We start from the raw sequence: 26,175 nt of genomic DNA, 5'->3' as shown, positions 1-26,175 counted from the left end.
CTCAGCCGCCGCGCGCGACCTTCGCCGGGCGCACGACGATGCGCACCGGATCCTCCGCCTCGAGGAAGCCCTCGACGGTGGCGCGCTTCTCGGGATCGCCGAGGTCCCAGTAGCGGCCGGCGATGCGCCGCCACACATCGGCCACACCGTCGGTCTCGATGCTCGCCGGCCCCTCCAGGGAGACCCAGTGCTCGGGTTCCCCGGGCGGGGCGGCGACGAGCACGGCGGCCCACGGGTCCTCGCGGATGCGCCGGACCCGGCCGGCCCGGGCGAAGGTGATGATCTCGACGCTTCCGTCGGGCTGGTGCTCGAACCACACCGGTCGCGGGGTCGGCCGTCGCCCGGGAAGCGGCGCGACGGTGAGGATCGCGTGCAGCGGCCGGGCGAGCAGCTCGCGCTCGGCCTTGGTGAGTTCGACGGACGTGGTCGCAGACATGGCACTCCTCGGACTGGTTTCGATCCTCGCGTCGGCACCGGCGCCGATCGATCAGAGGCTCGAACCAGCCGGGACTGCGGATCGTTCCACGGCGGGCCCGCCGTTCGCTCACCGCGATCAACGTGGCCGGCCCTCGATCAGCGCGTGCAGCGCCGCCGCGGCGGTGAGCATCGCCCGGGCCCGGGCGTCGAGGAACGCGCGGCGCTGGTCGAGCACCGCGTGCAGCGCCGTGGTGTCGCCGGTCCTGCGCACCCCGTCGAGCACCGCGCGGATCTGCGGGAACGGGTGGTGGGCCTGTCGCAGCAGCACGACGAGCCGGGCGTCGCGGACGTCCGCGGCGCGGTAGCGGCGGTAGCCGTCGCGGTCCCGCGCCGGGTGCAGCAGGCCCGCGGCCTCCCACACCCGCAGCGCGGACGGGCGGACCCGCAGCCGGTGCGCCAGCTCCCCGACCAGCAGCCCGCCCGGCGGCACGGCGGCCGCCGCCTGCGTGTTCTCCTCGGCCGCGGCCACGGCCGCCACCGCCGCGGCGGTCTCGGCGAGCGCCAGCCGCTGGGCGTGCAGCTCGGCGTACCCCTCGGTGACGAGCGCGAGGGCGGCCGCCTCGTCGCCCGCGTGCACGGCCCGCAGCACCTCCCGGGCCGTGCGGTGCCCGAACCCGGCGACGAGCGCCCGGTGGGCCACCAGCGCGTCGCGGTGCCGCTCGTCGAGCACGCGGTGCCCGCCCGGGGTGCGCCGCGCCGGCGGCAGCACGCCCTCGGCGAGGAGGTTGCGCACCAGCTGCGGGGACACCCCAGCCGCCCGTGCCACGTCGATCGGTCGCACTGCCCTCTACTCCGAGTTGAGGTTCTGCACGGGCCCACCTGCTCAGATTTCGAGCAGAAGTTCAACAGGAATTTCAACGATACGGTCGAACCCTATGAAACCGGGGAATGGAGCGGCCGTGACGGCGCGCGGCCTGCGCATGCAGTACGGGTCCCGCGAGGTGCTGAGGGGCGTCGACCTCGACGTCGGCCGCGGCGAGATCGTCGCGCTCCTCGGCCCCAACGGGGCGGGCAAGACCACCACCATCGAGATCCTCGAAGGCTTCCGCAAGCGCTCCAGCGGCACGGTGACGGTGCTCGGCACCGATCCCGATCACGGCGATGAGGCGTGGCGGGCCCGGCTGGGCATCGTGCTGCAGTCGTGGCGCGACCACAGCGCCTGGCGGGTGCGCGAGCTGCTCGGCCACCTCGGGAGCTTCTACGCGCCGTACGGATCTGCGGCCCGGCCCCGCCCGTGCGCGGTCGACGATCTGCTCGCCGTCGTCGGGCTCGCCGACGTCGCCGACCGGCGGATCGGCACGCTCTCCGGTGGGCAGCGCCGCCGCCTGGACGTCGCCGTCGGCCTCGTCGGGCGCCCGGACCTGCTGTTCCTCGACGAGCCGACCACGGGGTTCGATCCGCAGGCGCGGCTGGAGTTCCACGAACTGGTGCGCACCACCGTGGCCGGCGAAGACACGGCGGTGCTGCTCACCACCCACGACCTGGCAGAGGCGGAGAAGCTCGCCGACCGCATCGTCGTGCTCGCCGGTGGCCGGATCGTCGCCGACGGGACCGCGACCGAGCTGGCGGCGCAGGTCGTCGGCGACGGGGAGGTGCGCTGGTGCCGCGGCGGAGCGGAGCACCGCGCCCGGGTGAGCGATCCGACGGCGTTCGTGCGGGAGCTGTTCGCCCGCGAGCGCCGCGACGGGATGCGGATCACCGATCTCACGGTGCGGGTGCCGACGCTGGAGGAGTCGTACCTGGCGCTGGTCGAGCGCGCCGAGCAGGAGGCTGGGACAGGGACGGAGATGGGGACGGGCACAGAGGCGGAGGCGGTGCCGGCATGACCCGCCCGCGCACGGCCGCGGTGCGCGCGGGGATCGCGCGCGGCCGGATCGAGTTCCGCAACACGATGACGAACCTCGGCGAGCTGCTCGGCTGGCTGTGGCTGCCGATCGTGGTGCTGGTGGTGATGTTCGTGCTGCGCGGCACCCCGGTACCGGGCTCCGGTTTCTCCCTCGGCACGCAGTCGGTGGCCGGGGTGCTGGCGGCGAACGTGGTGTTCTCCGGCGTGCTCGGGCTCGCAGTCGCGCTGACGATGGACCGTGAGGACGGCACGCTGCTGCGGGCCAAGGCCACTCCGAACGGGGTGATCGGCTACCTGGTCGGGGCGGTGCTGGCGAAGGCGGCGCTGGTCGTGGCGACGACGCTGATGGTGCTGGTGCCCGCCGCGTTCGTCTACGACGGGCTGGAACTCGCCCGGCCCGGTGCCTGGCCCACGCTGGCGTGGGTGCTCGTGCTCGGCCTGGCCGCCACCCTGCCGCTGGGGGCGGTGCTCGGCGCGACGATCGCGAACACCCGCTCGCTCGGCCTGGTGACCATGGTCTTCTTCGCGCTGGCGGCCGTGTCCGGGCTGTTCTACCCGATCACGGCGCTGCCCGGCTGGCTGCAGGCCGTCGGCCAGGTGTTCCCGCTGTACTGGATGGGGCTGGGCCTGCGCTCGGCACTGCTGCCGGACGCGCTGGCTGCGGTGGAGATCGGCGGTTCGTGGCGGACCGGGGCGACCGTCGCCGCGCTGGGCCTGTGGGCACTGGCCGGTGCCCTGGTGGGGCCGGGCCTGCTGCGCCGCGCGGCCGCGCGGGAGTCCGGCTCCGCGGTGGCCGCGCGCCGCGCCCAGGCGGCGCAGCGGCCCGCGCGGTAGGGCGGCCGGGCAGCTCAGGCCGCGCAACCCACCGCGACCATCGCCAGCGGGTCGTGGCCGTCGGGCAGCAGCTCGGGGTGCACGGCGTGCAGGAGGTCGTCGTCGAACGCGCCGACGAGCACCGCGCCGAGTCCGAGCACCGCGGCCTGCAGAGCCAGGTTCTGGGCGGCGGCGCCCGCTTCCAGCCACACGTAGCGGGCGCCGCGCTCCCACGCCGGCGGCTCGGTGGCGAACGCCGCGCGGGCGGCCTCCAGATCGGCCGACAGCAGGAGGACGACGGCGGCGTCGGCGAGCCAGTCGCGCGCGTCGACGGTGCAGGCGGCGAGCGCCGGCCCGAACCCGCCCGGCGCCACCCGGGTCAGCGCACCGGCGTCGGGCTCCCAGCGCCACAGGCCGGGCGCGGTGTCGGTGACGTGCCGGACGACGGCGGTCACCGCCAGCGGGTGCCGGCCGCCTGCGGAGGGAGTGGTGCGCCGCCCGTCGCCGGTGTCACCCTGTGCCGCCCAGGCCAGCGCGGTGAGGTCCGCAGGGTCCAGTGGCGCGTCGACGAACGCCCGCACCGAGCGGCGGGCGATGAGTGCCGTGGCGAGTCCGGTGGTGGGGAGCGCCGGGGGCGCGGAGGCCGTCATGGCACACAACGGTGGCAGAGCGTCCGGCGGCCCGAGCGCCGGGGTGTCCGGGTGCGGTAGACACGACTGCCGTGGAGGCCCAGGAGCGCCTGTTCCGCGCTGCCGTCGCCCTCAAGGGGCTGGACGGGCTCGTCGAGCTGGTGGCGGCGGTCGTGCTGCTCGGGACGCCGGCCGCGTTCGTGCGGGAGTTCGTCGAGTGGGTGCTGACCCGCGATCTGCTCGGCCCGCCCGACGGATCGCTCGCCCGGCACTTCATCGCCGGCACGACCGAGTTCGCCTCGGGCAACCGCACGTTCGCCGTCGTCTACCTCGGCCTGCACGGCCTGCTGAAGATCGCGATGGCGGTGGCGCTGCTCAAGGAGTGGCTGCGGGCCTATCCGCTGGTCATCGCGGTGCTCGCGGTGTTCGTGGCGTACGAGCTGCACCGTGCGGTGAACACCGGGTCGATCGTGCTGCCGGTGCTGGCCGCGCTCGACCTGCTGATCATCGTGCTGGTGGCCCGCGAGTACCGGGCCCTGCGCCGCAAACGCCGGGACTCCTACGCCGAACGGCCGTAACACCATCCGGTGATCGGACGATCACACAGAGGGTGCAACCCCCCTATGCTCCCGACGGGTTCCCCGGCACCAGCCTCATCGTGCTGCGCGGCGACTCGGCGGCCGGCAAGACGACGGTCGCCGGGTTGGTCCGCGAGGCCTACGGCCGCGGCTGCGCACTCGTCGAGCTGGACTACCTGCGGCGCATCGTCCTGGGCGAACGCGACGCGCCCGGTGCAGCCGCACCCGCCCTCGTCTCGCAGACAGCGCGCTCCGCCTCGACGCGGGCTACCACGTCGTCTGCGAGGGGATCATGCCCGCGGCCCGGTACGGCCCGGTGCTCGAGGAGCTGGTGGCCGACCACCTCGGCCGCACCAGCGTGTGGTACCTCGACGTGGCGTTCGCCGAGTCGGTGCGCCGGCACGGCACCCGCCGGTCCCCCTCCACGGTCGAGGACTTGCGGGTGGTACCGCCACCAGGATCTGCTCGGCCTGCCGGACGAGGAGATCATCCCCGAGCACTCCACGCTCACTCGGACAGTGGAGCTGGTCACCGGCCGGCTGCCTGCCCCGACGGTCGCCGCCCACCCCGTCCGGACAACCTGACCCTTGGGTGGGCCCGGTCATAGTCCACACTCTGCGAACGAGGTGATCTCGGTCATCATCGGGTCCATGACCCGACTTCGCTTCGGCACGTTCCTCGCTCCGTTCCACAAGCCCGGCCAGAACCCGACGCTCGCGCTCCAGCGCGATCTCGAGCTCATCGAGCACCTGGATGCCCTCGGCTTCGACGAGGCGTGGATCGGTGAGCACCACTCCGCCGGCAGCGAGATCATCGCCTCGCCGGAGATCTTCATCGCCGCTGCGGCCGAACGCACGAAGCGCATCAAGCTCGGTACCGGCGTCATCTCGGCGGCTTACCACAACCCGCTGTGGGTGGCCGACCGCATGGTGATGCTCGACCACCTCACCCGCGGCCGCGCCATGCTCGGCGTGGGTCCGGGCTCACTGCCGACCGACTCGGCCATGATCGGGCTGAACCCGACCGACACCCGCGAGCTGCTCGCCGAGAACCTCGACATCATCATGCGGCTGCTGCGCGGCGAGGTCGTCACCGCGACCACCCGCACCCACAAGCTGATCGACGCCCAGCTGCAGCTGCGGCCCTACTCCGATCCGTGCTTCGAGGTCGCCGTGGCCGCGGTGGCGTCGCCGACCGGGCCCATGCTGGCCGGTCAGCACGGCGTCGGGCTGCTCTCGATCGGCGCCACCCTCACCAAGGAGGGCTTCGACGCCCTCGCCCACCACTGGAACGTCGTCGAGGAGCGTGCCGCCGCCTACGGCCGCCCGGTCCCGCCCCGCTCGTCGTGGCGCCTGGTCGGCCTCATGCACGTGGCGGAGACGCGGGAGCAGGCCTACCGCGACGTCGAGTACGGCATCGCGCACTGGTTCAACTACTTCCAGAAGGTGGCCGCGTTCCCGCAGATGGACGTCGGGACCAGCCAGGAGATCCGGGGCATGATCGACTACCTGGTCGAGGCCGGCATCGGCGTCGTCGGCACCCCGGACGACGCCAAGGAGCAGGTGCGCAGGCTCTGGGAGCAGTCCAACGGCGGCTTCGGCGCGTTCCTGCTGCTCGGCCACGAGTGGGCCAACCCGGAGGCGACCCGGCGTTCGTGGGAGCTCGTCGCCCAGTACGTGATGCCGGAGTTCCAGGGCCAGGCCGAGAGCACGCTCGCCGCGGCGGAGCGCGCCCGCCAGAACCGGGACGCGCACGCCGCCACCCAGATCAGCGCGGTCGAGCACATGACGAAGAAGTACGCGGAGGAGGTCGCGGCGAAGGGCCCGAAGACGGCCGACCAGGCGGGCTGACCGAGTAGCTCCAGGTCCGGCGGCACGATCGCGGCGGACAGCAAGAGCTCAAGGACCAGGTTGTGGTTGGGCGCCCACCGGCTCACCCACCTCCTCGCGGGTGAGCCCGGTGGCGCCCAGCCGCACCATCCGCTCGCGCACGCCCGCCACGACTCGCGCCGCCGCCTTCTTCGCCGGCCAGCCCTCCTCCGGCTGCAGCTCGGCCAGCTCCGCGGCTGCGGTGTCCCAGGTCAGCGGCTGCGGGTGCGCCTCGTGCCGCTGGTAGCGCTGGCCCAGCACCACCAGCACGAGGTGCTCCTTCGGGCTGAGCTGCCAGCGGACCGGCCGGGCGTCTCCTGGTCGTGGCGGGGTTCCCCGTCGGGCAGCGGCTGCCCGGCGATCCGCGTCTCCAGCAGATGCTCGCAGCCCGGTGACGTGCGGATGAAGATCGGCGTGTAGGCGGTGGTGAGCGGGAGGCTCTCCCCCGTGAGCACCAGCCGGGAACCCCGGCAGCCGAACGGCAGCTCGCCCACGTTGTGCACGTGCCACTGCCCGTTCTCGTGGCGGACGTACCCGTGCCGGCGGCTGATGCCGAGATCGTCGGGGCCTACGCAGCCGTGCACCTCGGGCTCGTTTGCGCCCGAACAGCACGGTCATCCGCGCACCCGGCGCGACCCGGATCCCGCCGAAGCGGCTCAGCGCGGACAGGGTGCCGGGCGGCGCCGGGGGCGGGCGAGGCTCCTGTGTCAGGAGGCAGGAACTCGACGAACGTGCCCGCCCGCGCGCTGTGGGTGTGCTCCTCGGCCAGTCCGATCTGCGTCCGGCGACGGCTCTCGGTCCACCGTTCTACCGGCGCCACCGCGGGACCCCTCCCGCGAGCGCCTCCGGCGAACGGGACACCCGGCACTAGGCTTCCGGGGTGAACGCCGTCCGGCAGGTCGCGCCGGGACCCGTCCCGTGCGCGCGGGGGTAGACCTCGGACATGGGTGAGCCACGCACGCTCGCGCACCGCTACCGCCTGGCCGAGCGCACCGGGGAACCCGCGACGTGGCTCGCCCACGACCACGAAGCCGACCGCACCGTCGTCCTCACGCGGGTGGCGGCCGGGGACGTCACCGCCCGGCTCGCCGCGACCGTCCGCACCCTCACCGGCCTCACTGCGCCCACCCTGCTGCCCCCGATCGACCTCCTGCACGACGACGGGACGTGGGTCGTGCGTGACCACGTCGACGCCGTCCCGCTGCCCGAGCACCCGTGCGCCGACGAGCGAGAGCTGGCCCGCATCGGCGCCGCTGCGGCCGGTGCGCTGGTCGCCGCCCACGGTGCCGGGATCGTGCACGGCGACGTCCGTGCCGAGCACGTGCTCGTCCGCCCGGACGGCTCCGCCCTGCTCGCCGGGTTCGCGACCGCGCCGCCCGACCTCGCCCCCGACGCCGCCCACCCCGCGCCCGAACTGACGTCCGGCCGCCCTGCCGGTCCGGCCGCGGACGTGTACGCGCTCGGCACCGCGCTGGCTGAGGAGCTGGCCCGCACCGGGCTCACCGCGTCGGACCGGCTGGCCGCGACGCTGCACACCATGCGGGCCGAGTTCCCCGACGCCCGCCCCACCGCGTGGGCGGCGCGGCGGCGGCTGGCCGCGATCGCCGACCCCGAGTCCCCACCCAGGGGATCCAGGACCAGCCATGGGACCACCGTCGCGAGCGCCCCGGACAACACCGTCGCGATCGACTCGCCCGCCATCGGCCCTGCGGCAGGCACCGCTAACTTGATCGACGCACGGCCCGGGCGGGCGCAGGAGGAGCAGGGAGTGAGACAGCAGGGGTCCGGTGGATCGGATCCGCGGATGGCGGGGCCCGGCCACCAGCCGTCGTGGATCGCCGCACCACCAACCGGTCCGGCACCCGCCGGGCTCGGCCGCCCCGTGCCCGGCGAGCCACCGCGGAAGCGGTCGAAGGCATGGCTCGTGGCTCTCCTCGCGACGATCGCGGCGATCACCGTCGTCACGGGCGCCGTGCTGGTCGCGAAGCCCGTCGTCACGATCGCCGGAACGGCCGCCGCACCCCCCGGCACCACTCCTCCGCCGCCGAGTCTGCTCGGCGAGGTGAGCACCGCCGATCCGTGCTCCTTCGTCGACGCGGACGCGCTCGCCCGGCTCGGCCGCACGACGCTGCTGGACGATCTCGGCTCGCCCGCCTCGTGCACGGTCGGGATCGAGCGAGACACCGACCGCGGCTTCGTGACCGCGACGATCGCAGCGAAGAAGCTGATGCCGCCCGCAGGGCAGCCGACGCCGACCGGCGAGCTGATCGTCTACCGGGCCACCGAGTACCACCGCTCCTGCGAGCGCACGATCGTGCTGCCCGACGAGCACCGGATCGAGATCTACTCGGGCGCCGGGACGAACGACACCTCGTTCCCCGTGTGCGACGCCGCCGAGGCCGCCACCGAGGACGCGCTCGAGGTGCTCACCTCCGGCGCCGTGCGCCACCGCGAGCTGGGCCCGCCGCGCACGTCGCTGCTGTCGGTGCGGGCCTGCGACGTCATCGACCCGGCCGCGCTCAGCTCGGTGCCGTCGCTGCGGGACCTGCGCGAGCGCGGCTACAACGACTGGTCCTGCCGCTACGGCGCCGATCCGGCGTTCCCCACGGGCGCGCGGGTGCTGGTGAACTTCACCCGCTACTCGAACCTCGAGGGCGGCAACGGTCTGTTCACCCTCGACGGGCGCTGGGCGAACACGTTCCCGTCCGCGACCGGGTCGCCGGTCTGCGAGGCGGCGGTGGCGCAGCGCAGCTTCACGTCGGCGTCGGGCATGCAGCGCCTGGAGGTGCTGTCGGTGCAGGTCGCGCTCGCGACCGACCAGCCGGGGGCGAGCCCCGCCATGGCCTGCCAGAAGGCCACCGACCTGGTGCGCTCGGCGATCCCGCGGCTGCCCCCGGTCCGTTGATCTGCGCTCTGAGCTAGAGCTGCGCCGGCCCCTCCTGCACGACCAGGCCGATCTGGCGGGCGATCTCGTCCATCAACTCCTGCACGGCGAGGGTGTCGGCGAGCGGCATCACCGCGCTCTCCGTACGCCCGGCGGCCACGGCCTCGGTGACCTCGACGAGCTCGTGGAAGTACCCACCACCGGTCGCCGGGACCTCGATCGTCTCCGGTTCGGCGCCTGCGCGGTGCAGCACGATGCGGGACGGGTGGTGGAAGCGCGGCGGCACGTCGATCCATCCGCCGGTGCCGAACACCCGGGCCTGCCCGGGCCGCGCAGCCCGGATGCTGGCGTGCAGCACGGCGCTGCGGCCGTCGGCGTAGCCGAACAGGACCGACTCCTCCAGGTCGATGCCCGACGGGGCGAGCCGCCCGGTAGCGGCGACCGTGTCGGGGACGCCGAGCACCATCTGCGCGAACGAGATCGGGTACACACCCACGTCGAACAGGGCGCCGCCGCCGAGTGCCGGGTTGTAGTAGCGGTCGGCCGGGTCAGTCGGCGCGGCGATGCCGAGATCGGCTTGCACCGCGGTGACCTCGCCGATCGCCCCGTCTGCGATCAGCTCCCGCATCCGCACGATCGCCGGCTGGAAGCGGGTCCACATCGCCTCCATGACGAACACCCCGGCCTCGTTCGCGGCGGCCACGATCTCGCGCGCGGCCTCGGCGCTGACGGTGAACGCCTTCTCCACCAGCAGCGCCTTCCCGGCGGCGATCCCGGCGAGCGCGGCCGCGCGGTGCTGCGGGTGCGGGGTGGCGATGTAGAGGACGTCGACGTCGGGATCGGCGACGATCTCCTGGTACGAGCCGTACGCGCGGGCGCCGCCGTGCACGGCGGCGAAGGCCTCGGCCCGTTCGATCGACGTCCGCGACGCGACGGCCGCCAACTCCGCACCCGGTACCAGCGGCAGATCGCCGACCACCTTGGTCGCGATCCGGCCCGGACCGATCACTCCCCAGCGCACCGTCACAGGGGCCATTCAAGACCACCACGGTCACGGCAGGGTGAGCAGCTGCTCCATGAACCCGCCGATCTGCCGCTCCCGGTCGACGAGGTGCACCTCGAGGATCCAGTGCGCGGCCCGCCCGGCTCGGTCCGGCCGGCGCATCGGCAGCGTGTTGGGCGGGGCGATGTAGCTCATGATCCGCTCCCCGTCCATCGACTCGTGCGGGAACTCGCCGACCAGGTGGCCGGCGTGCACGCCGCCGAACTCCCAGCCCGCCGCCCCGGCGAGCCCGACGACGTGGGCGTACAGCTCGCCGCCGGTGATGCCGGGGTGGGCCTCGAAGTGGGCGCGGGCGGCCGACCAGATCCGCGGCAGATCCGCCTGCAGCCGCAGCTTCACCGGATCGTCGCCGAGCACGTAGGTGCGGCCGACGTCGGCCTCCCACTCGGCGAACACCGGCCCGAGATCGACGAACACGATGTCGTCGGTCTCGATGACGCGGTCCGGCGGGTTCTCCGCGTACGGCTTCAACGTGTTGGGCCCGGACCGCACGATCCGCTTGTGCCAGTGCTTGCGCGTGCCGAACAGCTCGGCACCCAGGTCGCGCACCTGCGCGCTCACCTCGGACTCCCACCGGCCCGGTGCGATCAGGCCGCGCTCGGTGACCGCGGCGAACAGCGCCTCCGCCTTCTCCTGCGCGGCCACCAGCTCGCGCGCCCTGGCCTCCTCCGTCGTCGCCACGCCCGACAGTCGACCACTGGTTGCGGCGCTGCGTCCAGCCACCGCTTGGACCCGTCCTCCCGGCTGAGTGCGGTTCACCACGATCGGCCCCGTCGGATGGCGGATCGTGGCTACCGCCGAGTTAACGTCCGATCGTGACCATCCTCGATCCCGCCGACTTCGTCCTCGAGATGCCGCACGCACCCAGGGGCACGGTTCCGGCCGGATACGCGGAGATGATCGCGGCGGTGCGGGAGCTGGAGGACCGGATCACCGAGGCCGCGCCGCCCGCCGAACTCGTCGCCGACATCCGCAGGACGCTCACGGCGTTGTCGTCCCGGCTCGCCGAGCACGCCGTGCCGGAATCAGAGCGGATCTGCGGAACCCTGCTCGACGAGCCGGGTCGGGGCCAGATGCTGATCCCGCCGCTGCAGGTCGACGAGGTGTGCGCCGAGCCCCTGCCGTCCGTGCGGGGCCGGGTCACGTTCGGGCCGCGGCACATCGGTGGCAACGGCGCGGTGCACGGCGGCGTCATCCCGCTGCTGTTCGACGACTTCTTCGGGATCTGCGCGCACGTCGGCCGCCGCCCGCTCGCCCGCACCGCCTACCTGCGCACCGACTACCGCGCCGTCACCCCGGTGGGTACGGAGCTGCAGGTCCTGGCCAGGCTCGACCGCGAGGAGGGCCGCAAGCGCTTCCTGGTCGGCGAGCTGCGCGACGGCGAGCGGGTCTGCGCCGAGGTCACGGCGCTGTTCGTGCAGCTGAAGCCGGGGCAGCCCTAGCGGCTCGCGCGGCGGTTCACCAGTACCGCGAGCAGCAGAAGGATCGCCACGACGACGGGCGCGACCCGCTGGACCTGCTTGGGCACCGCGGCCTTCACGATGTCGGCCACGTCGAGCACGGCGTCCCCGGACGGGCCGGCCGCGTCCGCCGCCGGGAGGGGCCGGACCGGCGCCGGATCGGGCGCGGCCGGGGGCTCCCCGCCGACGAGCTTGGCGGCGAGGCAGTCGGCGAACCTGCCGATGATCGAGTCGGCGACATCGGCGATCACGCCGCGGCCGAACTGCGCCGGCCGCCCGGTGATCGACATGTCGGTGCGCATGCGGACCCGGCACTCGCCGGGGGCGAGCTCGACGAGCTCGCCGGTCACCAGGGCCTCCGCGGTCCCGTTGCCCCGGGCGTCGCGGCCCTTCGCCGCGATGACCACGGTGTGGTTCGCGTCGTCGCGCTCGACGTAGGCACCCTCGCCGCGGTAGGTCAGCGAGATCGGCCCGAGCTTCACCTTCACGATGCCGGTGAAGCTGTCGCCGGTGCACGAGGTCAGATCGGCGCCGGGGAAGCAGGGCGCGACCAGTTCGGGTTCGTTGAGGGCCGTCCACACGTCCGCGATGGGCGCGGAGAGGGTGAACTCGTTCTCCAGGATCATCTCGTCGCTCTCGTGGTCACGAAGTGGCTCGGACGTTCTGTGCGGCTCGTGCGCCGGTGGGGCGGATCAGGCCGATCCGGCTCGCCTCGAAAGTCACCGCGGTTCGGTTGGCCACCCCGAACTTCCTGATCAGGCTGCCGACGTGGAACTTCGCGGCAGCGTTGCTGATGTAGAGCCGCTCGGCGATCTCGCTGTTGGTGCAGCCGAGGGCGACGAGCGTCAGGACCTCGAACTCCCGCTCGGTCAGCTTCGGCACGGCCGGGCGCGCCGCCTGCTCGCCGCCGCTGTCCAGCTCGGCGACCCGGTTCATCCGCAGGACGTCGGCCCTGGCGGAACGGACGGTCTGCAGGGTCGTCGCCAGCTCCGGCCCCACGGCGTCGCGGTCGAGGACCCGCGCGAAACCGACGTTGCTCAGCTGCAACCGCGGCACCTCGGCGAGTTCCGCCAGCGCCACCACCCGGCACATCGGGTGGCGGTGGCGGATCTCCTGCATCACCGCGGCGTCGAGGGTCTGCGGGTCCAGTGCCTCGGCGTCGACGACGATCACGTGCGGCGCGGTGTGGGTGAGCAGTCGCGCGGCGTGCGCGAGCCGGTCCACCTCGGCCAGCAGGCGTACGTCCTGGCGGTGGCCCAGGAGGAAGCGCAGGCCGTAGCGCACCAGCCTGCGCGGCGAGACGGCAATGATCTTCGTGGGGGTCATCGGTCGCCGGCTCCAGGGTTCGGGTTCGGGGAACGGTGCGGAGTCAGCCGTCGAGTCCGGCGAGGAACTCCCTGATCGCCGCGGCGGTCGCGCGCGGATCCTCCAGCATCGGCAGATGGCCGAGGCCCGGCATCATGTCGACCTCACCCCCGAGGTATTTCGCCAGCTCTCGGCCCGCCTCCAGGGGACAGGTGGGATCGTGCAGGCCGACGAACACCCGGGCGGGTGGCGGCTGGCGCAGCCGCTGCGCGGCGGGGCGCGAGTCGGCCTGCCCGAACGTCGCCCGGATCACCTCCACGACGACGTCGGGATCACGGGGTCCGTCGACGCCTCGGGAGGCGAGCTCGGCCAGTTCACGAGCGGCACCCGGCCGCGCGTCGGGCCCGAGGATCCCGGCCCCGTGCCTGGTGAACCAGGCCCGCACGCCGACCCGGCGCAATTCGGTCTCGACGGCCTGCAGCTGCTCCTCCGACCAGCCGATCCGCAGGCCGGCGCCGAAGGCGCAGATGCTCAGCACGCGGTCGGGTGCGAGCGCAGCCAGCTCGACCGCCACCGCGCCACCGATCGATCCGCACACGACGTGCGCGCGCGCCACGCGGGCGTCGTCGAGCACGCGCAGCGCGTCCTCGGCGTAGTCGCGCGGCAGGTAGGGGCCGCCCGACGCGGACCGGCCGTGCCCCCGGTAGTCGACGGCGATCGCCGCCCGTTCCCCGGCGAGGCACGTCACCACGTGCCGCCACACGGCGGCCGCCGTGTTGACCGGGTGCAGGAACAGGATCGGGACACGGTGCGGGGCTCCGGCCCAGTGCAGGTAGGCGATCGGACCGGCGCGCCACGCGGTGGGCGTGTTTTCGTCTGGAGACATCGGGTCCTCAGGACAGCTGGGGCAGGACGGCCTGCGCCGCCAGCTCCAGCTCGGCGTCGGCCGTTTCGGCGGTCACGGGGGAGAGCACGACGCTGGTCGCCCCTGCGGCGAGCAGGTCCTTGATGCGCGCCGCGACCTCATCGGGATCGCCGGCGACCGTGAGCGTGTCTATCCACTCCTGCGGAAGCTCGTCGGGCAGGTCCGCTGCCGGGATCTCCGCCAGCATCCGCGCGATCTCCTCGTTGTAGCCGAAGGCGCCGGTGAGCGGGCTCTGGGCGCCCAGCGCAGTGATGTACATGGCGAGCGCCGGGCGGACCGCCGACTTCGCGACGGCGCCGTCGCGGTGCACGCTGAACAGCGCGAACGTCGGAAGGAGATGCTCGGTGCGGCCCGCCTCGGCCATGCCGTCACGGATGTGGCCCGCCGCGGCCTCCAGGTACCTGGTGCCGGCGAGCACGCTCATCACGGTGCCGTCGGCGATGCGCCCGGACAGCCTCAACGACTTCGGCCCCAGCACGCCGGTCAGGATCGGCACGTCGATCTGCGGAGGGTGCACCGCGGTGATGCCCTTGAACGTGAACTGCCTGCCGGTGCGGTCCACTGTGCCGCCGCGCAGCAGCTCCCGCACGCCCTCGACGCACTCGGTGAGGGCGCTGAGCGGGGACGGCGCGGCGATCCCCATCTGGTCCATCCACATCGGCAGCCCGTGCCCGATGCCGGGCAGGAAGCGGCCGGGGTGGGCACCGGCCAGGGTGGCGATCTCCATCGCGGTCACCGCGGGATGGCGGGCGACCGCGGCCACGATCCCTACACCGACGGCGATGCGGCGGGTCGCGGCCAGCGCGAGGGCGGCGGCGGTGAATCCGCCGTAGCAGAAGTAGTCCTCGGCCAGCCACAGCTCGCCGAACCCCAGGTCCTCGGCTCTCGCGGCCAGTGGCGGGATCTGCCCGGGTGCGGTGGACGTGGCGATGAAGACTCCGACGGGCGTCTCGGCCACAGGCTCTCCTCCATCGGGGGTCGAGGGGGTGGGTGGAGGGCGGGCCGGGCGGTCGCGGACCGGCCCGCCGTCCGGAGGTCAGGAGCGCACGCCTTCACTGGTCACGCGCAGCGGCGTGATGCCAGGGCCCCCACCCAGGCCGCGCTCCTGCCGCGTGCCGCCCAGACCGGGCCGCGGCTCGTCCGCGGGCGGCATCGGCGAGCAGTGGAAGTGCCACATCTTCCAAACCGGGTTGCCGTCGCCGTCGTCGCGCTGGTAGATCTCCGTGGCCCGCAGGCCGAACGGGTCGTACTCGACCCCCTGCTCGGTGCGCCACGTGGCCGACCCGGTGCCCGACGACCCGATGACCCGCATCGGGAAGATGCCCTCGCAGGCCAACCAGGCCATGTCGCCGGAGATCGTCAGGCGCATGATGCGGATGTCGGGGAAGGCGACGATGTCGAGCTCGTTCTGGTAGTGCTTCCAGAGCTCGACCTTCTCCTCGATGCCGAAGTAGGGGTGGCCGTTGAGGTTGAACATCAGGTAGGCGTCGCCCGCCGGGAACGCGGTCTCCATCAGCGGGATGACGAGCTGGTGGTTGGCCTCCCACCAGTCCTTGTGCAGCTTGAGGATCTGCTCACGATCCTGGTCGATCGTCGACATCGATTCGTCCTTCCCTCGGTCCTCTGTCGTCAGCGGTCGGGCATCAGGGCGTCGAGCTCGGCGGTGCCGCGGGTCCACATGCCGGCGGCGGCGAGCCGGCGCAGGAGCAGGCCGAGGCGCGGGATCGTGCGCCGGGCGGCACCGAAGCAGACCCGGGCCTCCTCGGTCCGGCCCGCCCTGGCCAACAGCAGCCCTTTCCACACCAGCGGTTCCGTGTTGTCCGGCCCGGCGAGCGCCTGGGCCCGGTCCAGCTCGTCGAGCGCCGCGGCCACCGCGGGTTCCGACGCGCGGAACTCGCCGGTCAGCAGCCCGGGGGTCTGCAGGAGCCGGAGCAGCCCGGCGAGCGCGCGGGAGCGGATGAGCAACCGTGCGAGCTCGTCCAGCGGACGCACCGCGTCGTCGACGCGCAGATCGACTACCACGTCCTCGACCGCGTTGCCGGTGGGCTCGGTCCGGACCACGCGCAGCGCAGCGGCCTGCTGACCGCGCAGGTCGCCCCCGTGCTCCTCGGCGGCGCACAGCGCGGCGATCAGGCGTTCGGCCAGCGGACCCACGGCCGACTCGAAGGCGTCGGTCATGGCGGCGCAGATGTCCGTGGACGCCACCAGGTTGGCCTGCGCCCGGGCGTGGGCGGAGACGGCGTGCCCGGCGAACCCGATGCAGCCTGCACCGGTGTGTGTTGCCCCGTCCCCGGAGACGGTCAGCATCGCCACTTGCCGGGTGTCCGCGTGGGGGTCGGCCGCGAGCAGCGCGTCGAGGGCGTCCTGCGGGGACGCCCCCGCAGCGAGCAGCTCCAGGCCGCGCGATCCGTAGGTGGGCTCGACGAGCGCCTGGGTCGCGATCACGCCGACGCCCGGCCGGGCCCAGGCGACCTGGCTGCCCACCGCGAAGAAGTGCGACTGGACCGCCACCCCGATCTGTCCCGCCTGCGGATCGAGGCCGAGGATCGAGTAAGTCATGCGCTCCGCACCTCCTCGTGCCAGGTCGTCCGGCGCAGCACGCAGCGCCGGGCATGTGTCGTCGTGATCGACCGGCAGTCCGTGTCGCCGGTTCGAGAGCCGGGCCGACAGGCCCGTGATCCGTACGGCCGCAAGCATCGCGAGCAGCGCATGAACGCCACAATCAGCCGATCGACGAGGAGGGGATGAACCTGCGTTCATCCCTTCGGCCGGGTCCGGGGTGCGCAGGCCGATCGGCGCCGATCGCGGGGTACGGTCGTACGCGCCACCACGTGGACGCCGGCCGAACTAGTGGGGCCAGGCCAGGTCCGGAGGACTCGACGAGGGGGACGCTGTGTGACGCCTCGATCCGGCACGACGCGCGTACGCTCGCCGGAGCTGCACGGCGACACGATCTTCTGGTCGCTGCCCGTCGCCCACGCGATCGTGCGCGTTCCGCCCGCGGGACCCGACGGCGGCGCGGTGATCGAGCAGGCGAACCGGGCGCTCTGCGACCTGGTCGGGACGACCCCCGATGAGCTGGTCGGCAGCACGCTCGAGGAGGTCGTCGCGCACGAGACGACCGCCACGACGGCGTCGGCGCTGCTGCGGGCCGGGGCCGGGCGCCTGGGCTGGCCCGCACTGCTGCGCAGGCCCCGCGGCGCGGAGGGCCTGCGCGTCGAGATCAAGGCGACGGAGCTGGACGAGCTGCCCGACGGGGACCGCGAGTTCGTCGTCTCCGTGCTTCCCGGCCCGCAGCGGTGGTCCCGCCCGGACGCGCCCAACCCGTCGCACCTGCACGACATCGTCGAGAAGTCCCCCGCGCTGATCTACATCAAGGACACGCAGCGTCGGTTCGTCTACGCGAACGAGTACTTCGCCCAGCACTTCGGGGCGTCCGCGGCGTCGCTGATCGGGCAGACGAACGACGTCGTGTTCCCGCCCGAGATGGCCCGCGCGTTCGACGAGAACGACGCGCTGGTGTTCAGCACCGGGCGCGCGCATGAGTTCGAGGAGCCTGCGGTCGGCCCGCACGGCGCGTACCGCTCGGTGAAGTTCCCGCTGTTCGACGGCGAGGGGCGGGTGGTCGCCGTCGCGGGGATCTCCACGGAGATCACCGACCTCAAGCGGGCGCAGGCCTCCGCCCGGGCCGCCCGGGACCGGGCCGAGAAGGCCAGCCAGGCCAAGAGTGAGCTGCTCTCCCGCATGAGCCATGAGCTGCGCACGCCGCTGAACGCGATCATCGGCTTCGGGCAGCTGCTGCAGCGGCGGGCCTTGCCCGGCGACGCGCAGCAGGCGGTGTCCCGGATCCTCGACGCGAGCAGCCTGCTCCTCACGTTCATCAACGAGCTGCTCGACCAGGCCAGGATCGAGGCGGGCCACATTGACATCCAGCTCGAGGTCGTGCACGCGGTGGCTCCGGTCGCCTCGGCCGTCGAGTTGCTGAGCCCGCTGGCCGGCCGCCACGGGATCGAACTGGCGGTCGATCTGCACGCGGGGCTCTACCAGTTCGTCGAGGCCGATCCGCGGCGTCTCAAGCAGGTGCTCATCAACCTGATCACCAACGGCATCAAGTACAACCGGAGAAACGGGCGCGTCGACGTGCGGTTCGCCGAGGTGGACGTGGCGACGCTGCGCATACTGATCTCCGACACCGGCCCCGGCCTGGATCCCGACGATCTCGACAAGCTGTTCCTGCCGTTCACCCGGCTCGCGGCCGCCGAGGTCGGCACGGAGGGCACGGGGCTGGGGCTGGCGCTGTCGAAGCGGCTCGTCGAGGCGATGGGCGGCACCATCGGCGTCCTCCCCCAGGACGGCACCGGCAGCACTTTCTACATCGATCTGCCCCGGCGCGAGGCCACCCCCGAGGCCGTCGCCTCCGTGCTGGCCGACGACGCCCCGGAGGACCCCGACGAGCTGCCGGAGTTCCCCGCGCCCACCCGGGTGCTCTACGTCGAGAACGACGACACGAACGTCGAGCTGGTGCAGAAGATCCTCGCGCTGCGCCGGGAGATCGAGCTGGCCGTCGCAGGCACCGGCGAGAGCGGGGTGGCCCGGGCCCGCGCGATCCGGCCGGACGTGGTGCTGCTGGACCTGCACCTGCCCGACATGAGCGGCGAGCAGGTCCTCGCGGCGCTACGGGCGGATCCGCGGACCGCGGCCGTCCCGGTCGCGGTCTTCTCCGCGGACGCGACCGATGCGCGGATCCGGCAGATACGGTGCGCGGGCGCCGACGACTACATCACGAAGCCGGTCGCCGTGCTCGAACTGCTCCGGCGCGTCCATGCGCTCACCACCGGGAGGACCCACGATGGCTGAGCCCGATCGTCCTCGGCGCTCCGGTGGCATCAGCATCCTGATCGCCGACGACCACCCGATCTACCGGGACGGCCTGACGCAGGCGCTGAACGGCCAGCACGGGCTGCACGTCGTCGCCGCGGTCGCGACCGGCCGGGAGGCCCTCACACAGATCCACGCGCTGCATCCCGACGTCGCGATCCTGGACATGCGGCTCCCCGAGCTGGCCGGACTGGAGGTGCTGGCCGCCCTGGAGGCCGAGGATTGTCCGACCCGGACGGTGGTGCTCTCGGCCTACGGCGACAACGCAACGGTCTACGACGCCTTCAGCCAGGGCGCCCGCGCGTTCCTGCTGAAGTCGAGCAGTGCCGGTGAGATCGCCGAGACCGTGCGCACGGTGGCGCGAGGCGGCACCGTCATCCCGTCGGCGTTCCAGACGGGGCTCGTCGACGAGATCCGGACCCGCCGCAAGCTCGCGGACCGCCCGCTGCTCAGCGCGCGGGAGACGCAGGTGCTGCGGCTGGCAGCCGACGGCCGCTCGGCGGCGCAGATCGCGTCCGAGCTGTGCCTGAGCGTCGCCACCGTGAAGACGCACCTGCAGCGCATCTACGACCGGCTGGAGGTCTCCGACCGGGCGTCGGCCGTCGCGGCGGCGATGCGACGCGGGCTGCTCGCGTGATCGGGCCGCGGTGACGCGAGTCCGCACGACGGAGCCGGTAGGTCCAGGGGCGGGACCGGCCGGAGCCGACGGACGAGCGTCAGCAACCCGGGCAGGCAGGCCACCAGGCAGAGCACCCCGTAGCCGACGGAGGTGGCGAACCCGGCCGCCGCGCCCAGCCCCTGCGCCGCGAACGCGACGGCGGCGACGGCCTCGCGCGGGCCGAACCCGCCGACGTTGATCGGCAGCCCCATGACCAGCAAGGACAGCAGCAGGGCGGGCAGCAGCTCGGCCACCGGCGCCGTCACGCCGGCGGCGCGGGCAGCCAGGACGAACGTGGCGAGGTAGCCGGCGATCGCGACGCCCGAGAGCAGGACCACGCCCGGCCAGACGCGCATGGTGGCCATCCGGCGCAGGTCCCGCACCAGCGGCAGGAGTCGGCGGCGGAAGACGATCAGGAGGAGGACCGCGGCCGCGGCGAGCCCGCCGAGCACCGGCCCGACGGCCGCGGACGGCAGGACCAGATCGGCGAGCACGGGCAGCAGCCGCGGCTGGGCGGCCAGCACCCCGACCGCGACCAGGACGAGCACCACCAGCCCGGCCATGCGGTCGAGCATCACCGCGCGCACGCCACCGCCGAGGTCGCCGCTGCGGCGGCCGTGGTCGACAGCGCGGTGCACGTCGCCGAGCACCCCTGCGGGCAGCACCGTGTTGGCCAGCTGGGCGCGGTAGTAGTCGGCGACGGCCCGGCGCAGGGAGAGCCGCAGCCCGGCGGAGCGGGCGATCAGCCACCAGCGGGTGGCGCTGGCGGTCGTGGAGACGAACCCGATCCCCACCGCGGCCGCGAGCACGCCCGCGTCGAGCGCGGCGATCGTGGCCAGCACCTCGTCGGTGCCCAGGTGCAGCGCGAGCGCCGCCAGAACGGCGAGGGCCGCGGCGGCGGGCAGCAGGCGGAGCAGGGACCGGTGCACGATGGGTACACGGATACCGGACGATCCCGGTTCACCCGCAGCCGGGTCCCGGTCCCCGCTCCGCGCGGGGAGGTCAGTTGGTCGGGCCACCCGCTGCGTAGATCACCTGGCCGGAGACGAAGCCGGCGCCGTCGCTGACGAGGAAGCTGGCGAGGTTGGCGATGTCCTCCGGCTGCCCGACGCGCTGCACCGGGATGGCCTTGGCCGACTCCTCGATGAACTTCTCGAACGGGATGCCGATGCGCTCAGCGGTGGCCTTGGTCATCTCGGTCTGGATGAAACCGGGGGCGATCGCGTTGGCGGTGACGCCGAACTTGCCCAGTTCGATGGCCAGCGTCTTGGTGAAGCCCTGCAGGCCGGCCTTCGCGGCGGAGTAGTTGGCCTGACCGCGGTTGCCCAGCGCCGAGGTCGACGACATGTTCACGATGCGGCCGAACTTGGCCTCGACCATGTACTTCTGCGCCGCCCGGGTGACCAGGAACGCACCGCGCAGGTGCACGTTGGCGACCGTGTCCCAGTCGTCGACGGACATCTTGAACAGCAGGTTGTCGCGGATGACGCCGGCGTTGTTGACGACCACGACCGGCGGGCCCAGCTCCGCGGCGACGCGCTCGACGGCGGCGTTGACGCCCGCCTCGTCGGAGACGTCGACGGCGACGGCGATGGCCTTGCCCCCGTCCGCGGCGATCTCGGCGGCGGTGTTCTTCGCGCCCGCCTCGTCGAGATCGAAGACGCCGACGGCGTGCCCGTCGGCGGCCAGCCGCTTGGCGACGGCGGCCCCGATCCCGCGCGCGGCGCCGGTCACGATGGCCACCCGTCCAGCTGCACTCATGCGCTACTCCCTGATCATCGGTGATTCGCGGGGCGCGCGTCGAGCCACGGCGCCCGTTCCCCGCCGATCCTGCCCCGTGCACCCCCGGTCGTCGCAGGTCCGACGGCTGCGAGCTTGCTCACTAAGCGCTTAGTCAGCGCCCGACGACCGGCAGCACCACCCGTGACGTGCCGTGTTGCAGCCGCCGGTGCGACGGGACGAGCGTGGTGGCGTCCGCCACGGGTTCGCCGGAACCGACGTTGCGGGCGTAGCGGGGGTGCGCTCCACCTGCGACGAGCACCTGCACGCGGTGCCCCGCGGCGAACCGGTGCGCGCACGGATCGAGCGGCAGCACGAGATCGGCATCGTGCTCGCCCGGCACGAGCCGGCGGAACCCGTCGGACACGTTCACCGCGCGGCCGTCCGGGGTGACGTCGCAGATCCGCACGAACACGTCGCAGTGCGGGTTGTCGCTGCGGTGGGCGAGGTGGGCCACCGGCGTGCCGGCGATCTCCAGCGGCGCCGGCAGCGGCGGCCCGGTGAACGCGAGCACGTCCGAGCGCGCGGCGAGCGGTCGGCTGTCGCGCCACCCGCTCGCGTCGGCCGCCAGCAGCCGTCCGCCGAGGCTGGGGGTGGGATCGGCCGGGTCGTAGACGAACTCGGAATCCGGTTCACCGGGACCGGGCGGCTCGGCCGCCAGCCCGCCCTGCGGGTGCAGGTAGAGCGCCTCCTCGGCGTGCGCGGGTGGCCAGTCGGCCAGGCCGCGCCACCCCTCGTCCGCCCCGGTCACGTAGACCCGCACCCGCGCCGGTCGGCCGGCCGGGCGATCACCGGCGAGGTGCTCGTCGAGCCAGTCCATCTGCTCGCGCAGCACAGTGCGCACGCCCTTGGTGATGACGCCGACGTGCGTCCACGGCCCGATCGTCAGCGCCGCGTCGACGCCGCGGGAGCGCAGGTGGGTGTACTGGTCGACGGTCTGGCGGAGGAACAGGTCCATCCAGCCGCCGATCAGCAGCACCGGCACCTGCACGCGGTCGAGCGCCGCACCGACCTTCAGCGGCGTCCAGTACGGGTCGTCGCGGTCCGGGCGGCGCAGCCACTCGCGGTACCAGGGGGCCTTGCCGAGCAGCAGCCGCTCCCCCGCCGCCAGCAGCGGCACCCCGTTCTTGCCGGGCGTGAGCCGACGGTTCGCCGTGGCCTGCCGGTAGAAGCCGCGCAGGAACCCGGGCTCCTCCTGGTGGACGATCATCTCGCTCCACCCGAAGAAGTCGTCGAGCGTGAACGCCCCCGTGCCCCACGCGGCGCGGTGCATGTCGTGCGGCCCCACCAGCACGATCGCCGTCCGCAGTTCCGGCGGCGGGTCGGTCAGCAGGGCCCACTGCGTGAACCCGAGGTACGACATGCCGGTCGTGGCGAGCCGCCCGTCGAACCACGGCTGGGTGCGGAGCCAGGCGACGGTGTCGTGGCCGTCGTCGATCTCGTACCGCATCGGGTCGAACACCGCCCCGGACCCGAACGTGCCGCGGCAGCTCTGCAGCACCACGTGGTAGCCCTGGTCGGCGAACACCCGGGCGATCAGCATCGCCATCGGCCCGGTCCGCCCGTACGGGGTCCGCACCAGCACTGTCCCGCGTCCGACCGGCCCGGCGGGCGCGTAGTGGTCGGCCAGCAGCTCGACCCCGTCGCGCATGGGCACCCGCACCCCACGCTCGACCGTGTAGTCGCCGCTCGACCGCGGCAGCCCGAGCGCGGCTGCCAGCGCCCGATCGGCCAGGCGCATGGGGAACGATCGCGGCACGACAGCGGGCACGGAACCTCCAGGCGGGGCCGGCGGATGATCAGGCCCTCACCTTAGGGGCTACCAGCGCGGTTGCCAGGACGCAGCGGGGATCGACTTCAGCCGGCGGGCGGGCGGGCGCTCGGGCGGGGACAGCAGATCCGAAACGGGTGACGTCAGCAAGCTGCGGGTCTGGACGGACACCCGCGTCTCCCGGCGCGGAGCCGACGTGGTGGACGACGGAGTGGGCAGCTCGCCGTCGGCGATGCGCTGCGCCTCGCTCGCGATCCGGTACGGGACACACGGCCACGTGCTCGCCGGACCCGCCTCGTTGCGGCATTCCCGGCACCGCCCCCGCGCATCGGGCGCGTGTTCCTCGAGGAACCGCCGACGAAGCTCCGGCATCCCCGCGAGGATCGTGGCCATGCTCATGCGCCTTACCCCTTCGTGCACCCGCGACCGTTCCGATGTCCCCTGCCGCATGCGACAGCGGACAAGCCGACGACGCCGAGGGCCCGGACACGACCGGACCCCGACACCGGCGACCGGCGCAGGCAAGCGGTTGGGGAGCGACCCGCTCCCGACGGAGCACGGCGCGCCGACTCCACAACGGAGCGGATCGAGGCTCCGACGTGGACGAGGAGCGGCAGCGCCGGGCCCGCCGTGGGCGGTTCGGAGCGGAGATTACCCATGCCGCCCTGCCCGGGCCACGAGGTGCCCCGGGTGATCTCCGGCGTGTCGCGGTTCGCCCGTCCTGGCGCGCTGCACCGCCCGGATGCGATGCCCGGATCCCCGACCCAGCGGACTCAACGAGGAATTCACGGTGATCGGGGTTTCGGTCGTCGTTTCCTCCTCGGTCGTTCGGTGACGCCGAATTCTTCTGCGTGGTTGTGGAAGGCGCGGTAGCCGTTGCCGTCGGTGGACAGGGTCACCGTGATGGTGCCGTAGCCGGGGATCGGCGAGTGGGGGTCGAGGTGGCCGGTGGTTTCGGTGACCGCCGCCCGGGCGTGGTCGACGTCGTCGGGATCGGTGATCCCGCGAGCGATCAGATCGTCGACCAGGGCGTGGGCGGCGGCGAGCATGGTCTGGTCCTGTCGCGCCACCGCCGCGTCGGCGTGTTGGGTGGCGACCGCGAATCCACCGAAGACCTCATCCAGCGAGGCGGGTGCCGCGGCTTTCCGGACGTAGCGGCGGGCACCGACGATCTCCCGGGCCCCCGGGCGGCGGAGGTTCCGGGAGCTGCGGTGGGCACGGTGGGGTGTGCGGGAGCGTGGATCTTCTGCCGTTTCGTGGCGGGAACACGGGCTCTCCCGCCCAGATCTCCCCGAGCCCTAGCGCCCTGGCGGGGTTCCGGGGCAGCGCCCCGGGCCAACCCCGCACACCCCGGCCACCCCCGGCGCACCCGGGCCCGGCTCACCCGGGGCCAAGCCCCGCGACTACCCAGCCGGAACGCAGAACGCGCGGCACCGAGGCGAGACTCGCGCCCTCACCGGAACGCCCCCACCGCCAATCCCTCCTGGATCCTCCGCTGGAACACGATGTACACCGCCACCACCGGCAAGGTCGCGATCACCAGCCCGGCGAAGAGCCCGCTCCAGTCGCTCCGGTACCCCTGCGTGGCCGCCAGCACCACCAATCCCTGCGACAGCACGTACTTGTCCTGATCCGGCATCAGCACCAGCGGCAGGATGAACTGGTTCCACAGCCCCAGGAAGTTGAAGATCCCCACGCTGACGATCCCGGGCTCGGCCAGCGGCAGCATGATCCGGAAGAACACCCCGGCGTGCGAGCAGCCGTCCAGCAGGGCCGCCTCGATGAGGGAGCCGGGCAGGGTGCGGAAGAACCCGGTCAGGAAGAACACCGTGAACGGCAGGGCGTAGGCGACGTAGACGAGGACCAGCCCGAGGTAGGTGGCGGTCAGGCCGACGTTCTTCACCACGAAGAACAGCGGCACCAGCGCCAGGAAGATCGGGAACGCCATGCCGGCGACGAACGTGTAGTAGATGACGTCGCGGCCGGGGAAGCGGTAGCGCGCGATCACGTACGCGGTCATCGCGCCGAGCAGCATCACCAGCACGGTCGCCGTGACCACGACGATCAGGCTGTTGACGAAGTAGGTGCCGATGTTGCCCTCGGTCCAGGCCCTGGCGAAGTTGTCCAGTCGCCACTGCTGCGGCAGGCCCCACGGATCGGTGAGGATCTCCTGGTCGGACTTGAACGCGGTGAGCACCGCCCACAGGAGCGGCAGCACCACGAGCACCGCCCACACCGCGACGAACCCGGTGGAGAACACGGACGCCACCCGCTCCCCGACCGAAGGGCCGTCCTCGGGCGGGTCCATCTCCACGGGCGCGGGGTGCTGCGGCGGCTTCGTCGGGGTGAGGGTCATGCGTACTCCACCTGCTCCCGCCGGGAGAACCGCATCACGACGATCGCGAGCACCAGCGTGAACAGGCACAGCGTCACACCGATCGCCGAGGCGTAGCCGAACCGGCCCTCGTCGAACGCGGTGCGGTACAGGTACTGGGCGACGACCTCGGTGGAGCGGTTCGGGCCGCCGTCGGGCAGCATCGTGTGCAGCAGCGTGAAGCCGTCGAGGGCGGCGATGCCGAGGTAGACGTAGGACACCTGCACGCTCTCCCAGATCATCGGGATGGTGATCGAGACGAGTGTGCGCAGCCGGCCCGCCCCGTCGAGGGTGGCTGCCTCGTAGACGTCGCGGGGCACGGACTTCATCGCGGCGGAGAACAGCACGTAGTAGAACCCGACCGCGCTCCAGATCATCACGACCATGACGGCGGGCAGCGCGACCGCGTCGTCGCCGAGCCAGGCCCGGGTGAGCCACTCCAGCCCGACCACCCGCAGGAACGCGTTGAGCAGGCCGGCCTGCGGGTTGTAGAGGAACGCGAACAGGATGCCGGCGATCACCACCGGCAGCACGTGCGGGAAGAAGAAGACCACCTGGTAGAACCGCGATCCGCGGACCCGGCTGATCGCTGTGGCGGAGGCGAACAGCAGGGCCATCGCGATCACGAACAGCGGCACCACGATCAGCAGCGCGAGGTTGTGGCCCATCGCGCGCCAGAACTGGGTGTCGGTGAACAGCTCGGCGTAGTTCGCGAGGCCCACGAAGTCCTGCCGGTTCGACAGGCCCCGCCAGTCGGTCAGCGAGAGGTAGAACGCCTGGGCGTACGGCGAGATGACGAAGACGGCGTAGAGCAGCAGCGGGATCGCGAGGAACCCGATGATGAACGGGTACTTGCCGTGGCGCACG

General features: G+C 73.0%; 28 protein-coding genes. 8 read left to right on the top strand and 20 right to left on the bottom strand.

Annotated features, from left to right (window positions below; translation table 11 throughout):
- Position 1 precedes the first annotated feature (1 nt).
- Positions 2-436 (bottom strand): pyridoxamine 5'-phosphate oxidase family protein, encoded by a 435-nt coding sequence (locus tag BUE41_RS19600; RefSeq protein WP_073458594.1) that lies wholly within the window; start codon positions 434-436, stop codon positions 2-4.
- Positions 437-553: 117 nt separating this feature from the next.
- On the bottom strand, positions 554-1,243 hold the full coding sequence (locus tag BUE41_RS19595) for a MerR family transcriptional regulator (protein ID WP_234997431.1): 690 nt from the start codon (positions 1,241-1,243) through the stop codon (positions 554-556).
- A gap of 109 nt (positions 1,244-1,352) precedes the next feature.
- Here BUE41_RS19595 and BUE41_RS19590 point away from each other — a divergent pair, with 109 nt between their 5' ends.
- Together BUE41_RS19590 and BUE41_RS19585 are read left to right on the top strand one after the other, a co-directional pair.
- A complete protein-coding gene (locus BUE41_RS19590; protein ID WP_073458592.1) occupies positions 1,353-2,303 on the top strand; it encodes an ABC transporter ATP-binding protein in 951 nt (316 codons plus the stop codon).
- Complete coding sequence (locus BUE41_RS19585; RefSeq protein WP_073458591.1) at positions 2,300-3,157, top strand: ABC transporter permease; 858 nt, start codon at positions 2,300-2,302, stop codon at positions 3,155-3,157. Before BUE41_RS19590 ends, BUE41_RS19585 begins: the two co-directional genes overlap by 4 nt.
- 14 nt (positions 3,158-3,171) lie before the next feature.
- On the opposite strand, the gene BUE41_RS19580 is transcribed toward BUE41_RS19585, so the two are convergent.
- A complete protein-coding gene (locus BUE41_RS19580) occupies positions 3,172-3,786 on the bottom strand; it encodes a SagB/ThcOx family dehydrogenase (protein WP_073458590.1) in 615 nt (204 codons plus the stop codon).
- 71 nt (positions 3,787-3,857) lie between these two features.
- On the opposite strand from BUE41_RS19580, the gene BUE41_RS19575 reads away from it, so the two are divergent.
- Both BUE41_RS19575 and BUE41_RS19565 read left to right on the top strand, forming a co-directional pair.
- Positions 3,858-4,343: a DUF2127 domain-containing protein gene (locus tag BUE41_RS19575; RefSeq protein WP_073458589.1), complete on the top strand. Its 486-nt coding sequence runs from the start codon at positions 3,858-3,860 to the stop codon at positions 4,341-4,343.
- A 650-nt stretch (positions 4,344-4,993) separates the two neighbouring features.
- Positions 4,994-6,193 carry an LLM class flavin-dependent oxidoreductase gene (locus BUE41_RS19565; protein WP_073458650.1) on the top strand — a complete coding sequence of 400 codons (1,200 nt, stop codon included), beginning with the start codon at positions 4,994-4,996 and terminating at the stop codon, positions 6,191-6,193.
- 48 nt (positions 6,194-6,241) lie between these two features.
- Here BUE41_RS19565 and BUE41_RS31410 read toward each other — a convergent pair whose 3' ends face one another.
- Both BUE41_RS31410 and BUE41_RS31405 read right to left on the bottom strand, forming a co-directional pair.
- A complete protein-coding gene (locus BUE41_RS31410; RefSeq protein ID WP_073458588.1) occupies positions 6,242-6,481 on the bottom strand; it encodes a hypothetical protein in 240 nt (79 codons plus the stop codon).
- The gene (locus BUE41_RS31405; protein WP_073458587.1) at positions 6,424-6,795 is read right to left on the bottom strand and encodes an FHA domain-containing protein; all 372 of its coding nucleotides are present in this window, start codon (positions 6,793-6,795) and stop codon (positions 6,424-6,426) included. Before BUE41_RS31405 ends, BUE41_RS31410 begins: the two co-directional genes overlap by 58 nt.
- A 359-nt stretch (positions 6,796-7,154) precedes the next feature.
- Here BUE41_RS31405 and BUE41_RS30380 point away from each other — a divergent pair, with 359 nt between their 5' ends.
- Positions 7,155-9,116, top strand: coding sequence for a serine/threonine-protein kinase (locus tag BUE41_RS30380; protein ID WP_073458586.1), 1,962 nt, complete (start codon positions 7,155-7,157; stop codon positions 9,114-9,116).
- A gap of 13 nt (positions 9,117-9,129) precedes the next feature.
- Here BUE41_RS30380 and BUE41_RS19545 read toward each other — a convergent pair whose 3' ends face one another.
- Positions 9,130-10,131, bottom strand: a complete 1,002-nt coding sequence (locus BUE41_RS19545) for a Gfo/Idh/MocA family protein (RefSeq protein WP_073458585.1) — start codon at positions 10,129-10,131, stop codon at positions 9,130-9,132.
- A 15-nt stretch (positions 10,132-10,146) separates the two neighbouring features.
- Positions 10,147-10,839, bottom strand: coding sequence for a M24 family metallopeptidase (locus BUE41_RS19540; protein ID WP_073458584.1), 693 nt, complete (start codon positions 10,837-10,839; stop codon positions 10,147-10,149).
- A 134-nt stretch (positions 10,840-10,973) separates the two neighbouring features.
- Between BUE41_RS19540 and BUE41_RS19535 the strand changes: the two genes are divergently transcribed.
- Positions 10,974-11,600: a PaaI family thioesterase gene (locus BUE41_RS19535; RefSeq protein WP_200804020.1), complete on the top strand. Its 627-nt coding sequence runs from the start codon at positions 10,974-10,976 to the stop codon at positions 11,598-11,600.
- Here BUE41_RS19535 and BUE41_RS19530 read toward each other — a convergent pair.
- The 6 genes from BUE41_RS19530 to BUE41_RS19505 all read right to left on the bottom strand — a co-directional run bounded on the left by BUE41_RS19530 (position 11,597) and on the right by BUE41_RS19505 (position 16,407).
- Positions 11,597-12,244 carry an SRPBCC family protein gene (locus BUE41_RS19530; RefSeq protein WP_073458583.1) on the bottom strand — a complete coding sequence of 216 codons (648 nt, stop codon included), beginning with the start codon at positions 12,242-12,244 and terminating at the stop codon, positions 11,597-11,599. The genes BUE41_RS19535 and BUE41_RS19530 overlap by 4 nt on opposite strands.
- 16 nt (positions 12,245-12,260) lie before the next feature.
- Positions 12,261-12,944 carry a helix-turn-helix transcriptional regulator gene (locus BUE41_RS19525; protein WP_073458582.1) on the bottom strand — a complete coding sequence of 228 codons (684 nt, stop codon included), beginning with the start codon at positions 12,942-12,944 and terminating at the stop codon, positions 12,261-12,263.
- A gap of 43 nt (positions 12,945-12,987) precedes the next feature.
- Entirely contained in the window at positions 12,988-13,809 is an 822-nt protein-coding gene (locus BUE41_RS19520) for an alpha/beta fold hydrolase (RefSeq protein ID WP_073458581.1), read from the bottom strand.
- A 7-nt stretch (positions 13,810-13,816) separates the two neighbouring features.
- Positions 13,817-14,806: an LLM class flavin-dependent oxidoreductase gene (locus BUE41_RS19515; protein WP_073458580.1), complete on the bottom strand. Its 990-nt coding sequence runs from the start codon at positions 14,804-14,806 to the stop codon at positions 13,817-13,819.
- 78 nt (positions 14,807-14,884) lie between these two features.
- The gene (locus BUE41_RS19510) at positions 14,885-15,448 is read right to left on the bottom strand and encodes a YybH family protein (RefSeq protein ID WP_073458579.1); all 564 of its coding nucleotides are present in this window, start codon (positions 15,446-15,448) and stop codon (positions 14,885-14,887) included.
- Positions 15,449-15,477: 29 nt separating this feature from the next.
- Positions 15,478-16,407, bottom strand: a complete 930-nt coding sequence (locus tag BUE41_RS19505) for a DUF1028 domain-containing protein (RefSeq protein ID WP_073458578.1) — start codon at positions 16,405-16,407, stop codon at positions 15,478-15,480.
- 336 nt (positions 16,408-16,743) lie between these two features.
- On the opposite strand from BUE41_RS19505, the gene BUE41_RS19500 reads away from it, so the two are divergent.
- Together BUE41_RS19500 and BUE41_RS19495 are read left to right on the top strand one after the other, a co-directional pair.
- A complete protein-coding gene (locus BUE41_RS19500; protein WP_073458577.1) occupies positions 16,744-18,705 on the top strand; it encodes an ATP-binding protein in 1,962 nt (653 codons plus the stop codon).
- Positions 18,698-19,363, top strand: coding sequence for a response regulator transcription factor (locus tag BUE41_RS19495; protein ID WP_073458576.1), 666 nt, complete (start codon positions 18,698-18,700; stop codon positions 19,361-19,363). The genes BUE41_RS19500 and BUE41_RS19495 overlap by 8 nt, the downstream gene beginning before the upstream one ends.
- On the opposite strand, the gene BUE41_RS19490 is transcribed toward BUE41_RS19495, so the two are convergent.
- The 7 genes from BUE41_RS19490 to BUE41_RS19460 form a co-directional block, all read right to left on the bottom strand.
- Positions 19,291-20,313 (bottom strand): lysylphosphatidylglycerol synthase transmembrane domain-containing protein, encoded by a 1,023-nt coding sequence (locus tag BUE41_RS19490; RefSeq protein WP_073458575.1) that lies wholly within the window; start codon positions 20,311-20,313, stop codon positions 19,291-19,293. The genes BUE41_RS19495 and BUE41_RS19490 overlap by 73 nt on opposite strands.
- A 73-nt stretch (positions 20,314-20,386) precedes the next feature.
- Positions 20,387-21,145, bottom strand: coding sequence for a 3-oxoacyl-ACP reductase FabG (gene fabG, locus BUE41_RS19485; protein ID WP_073458574.1), 759 nt, complete (start codon positions 21,143-21,145; stop codon positions 20,387-20,389).
- Between the two features lie 133 nt (positions 21,146-21,278).
- Complete coding sequence (locus BUE41_RS19480; RefSeq protein WP_234997429.1) at positions 21,279-22,934, bottom strand: CocE/NonD family hydrolase; 1,656 nt, start codon at positions 22,932-22,934, stop codon at positions 21,279-21,281.
- Positions 22,935-22,982: 48 nt separating this feature from the next.
- Positions 22,983-23,333, bottom strand: a complete 351-nt coding sequence (locus tag BUE41_RS31400) for a hypothetical protein (protein ID WP_073458572.1) — start codon at positions 23,331-23,333, stop codon at positions 22,983-22,985.
- Between the two features lie 386 nt (positions 23,334-23,719).
- Positions 23,720-23,983: a hypothetical protein gene (locus BUE41_RS19470; protein WP_159444936.1), complete on the bottom strand. Its 264-nt coding sequence runs from the start codon at positions 23,981-23,983 to the stop codon at positions 23,720-23,722.
- A 404-nt stretch (positions 23,984-24,387) separates the two neighbouring features.
- Complete coding sequence (locus tag BUE41_RS19465; RefSeq protein ID WP_084755423.1) at positions 24,388-25,290, bottom strand: carbohydrate ABC transporter permease; 903 nt, start codon at positions 25,288-25,290, stop codon at positions 24,388-24,390.
- Complete coding sequence (locus tag BUE41_RS19460; protein WP_073458570.1) at positions 25,287-26,174, bottom strand: carbohydrate ABC transporter permease; 888 nt, start codon at positions 26,172-26,174, stop codon at positions 25,287-25,289. Before BUE41_RS19460 ends, BUE41_RS19465 begins: the two co-directional genes overlap by 4 nt.
- Position 26,175: the final 1 nt, after the last annotated feature.

The organism is Pseudonocardia thermophila (genome assembly GCF_900142365.1).
GTDB lineage: Bacteria > Actinomycetota > Actinomycetes > Mycobacteriales > Pseudonocardiaceae > Pseudonocardia > Pseudonocardia thermophila.
The sequence above is the reverse complement of the archived record's forward strand: the minus strand, read 5'-3'. Positions and strand labels throughout refer to the sequence as shown.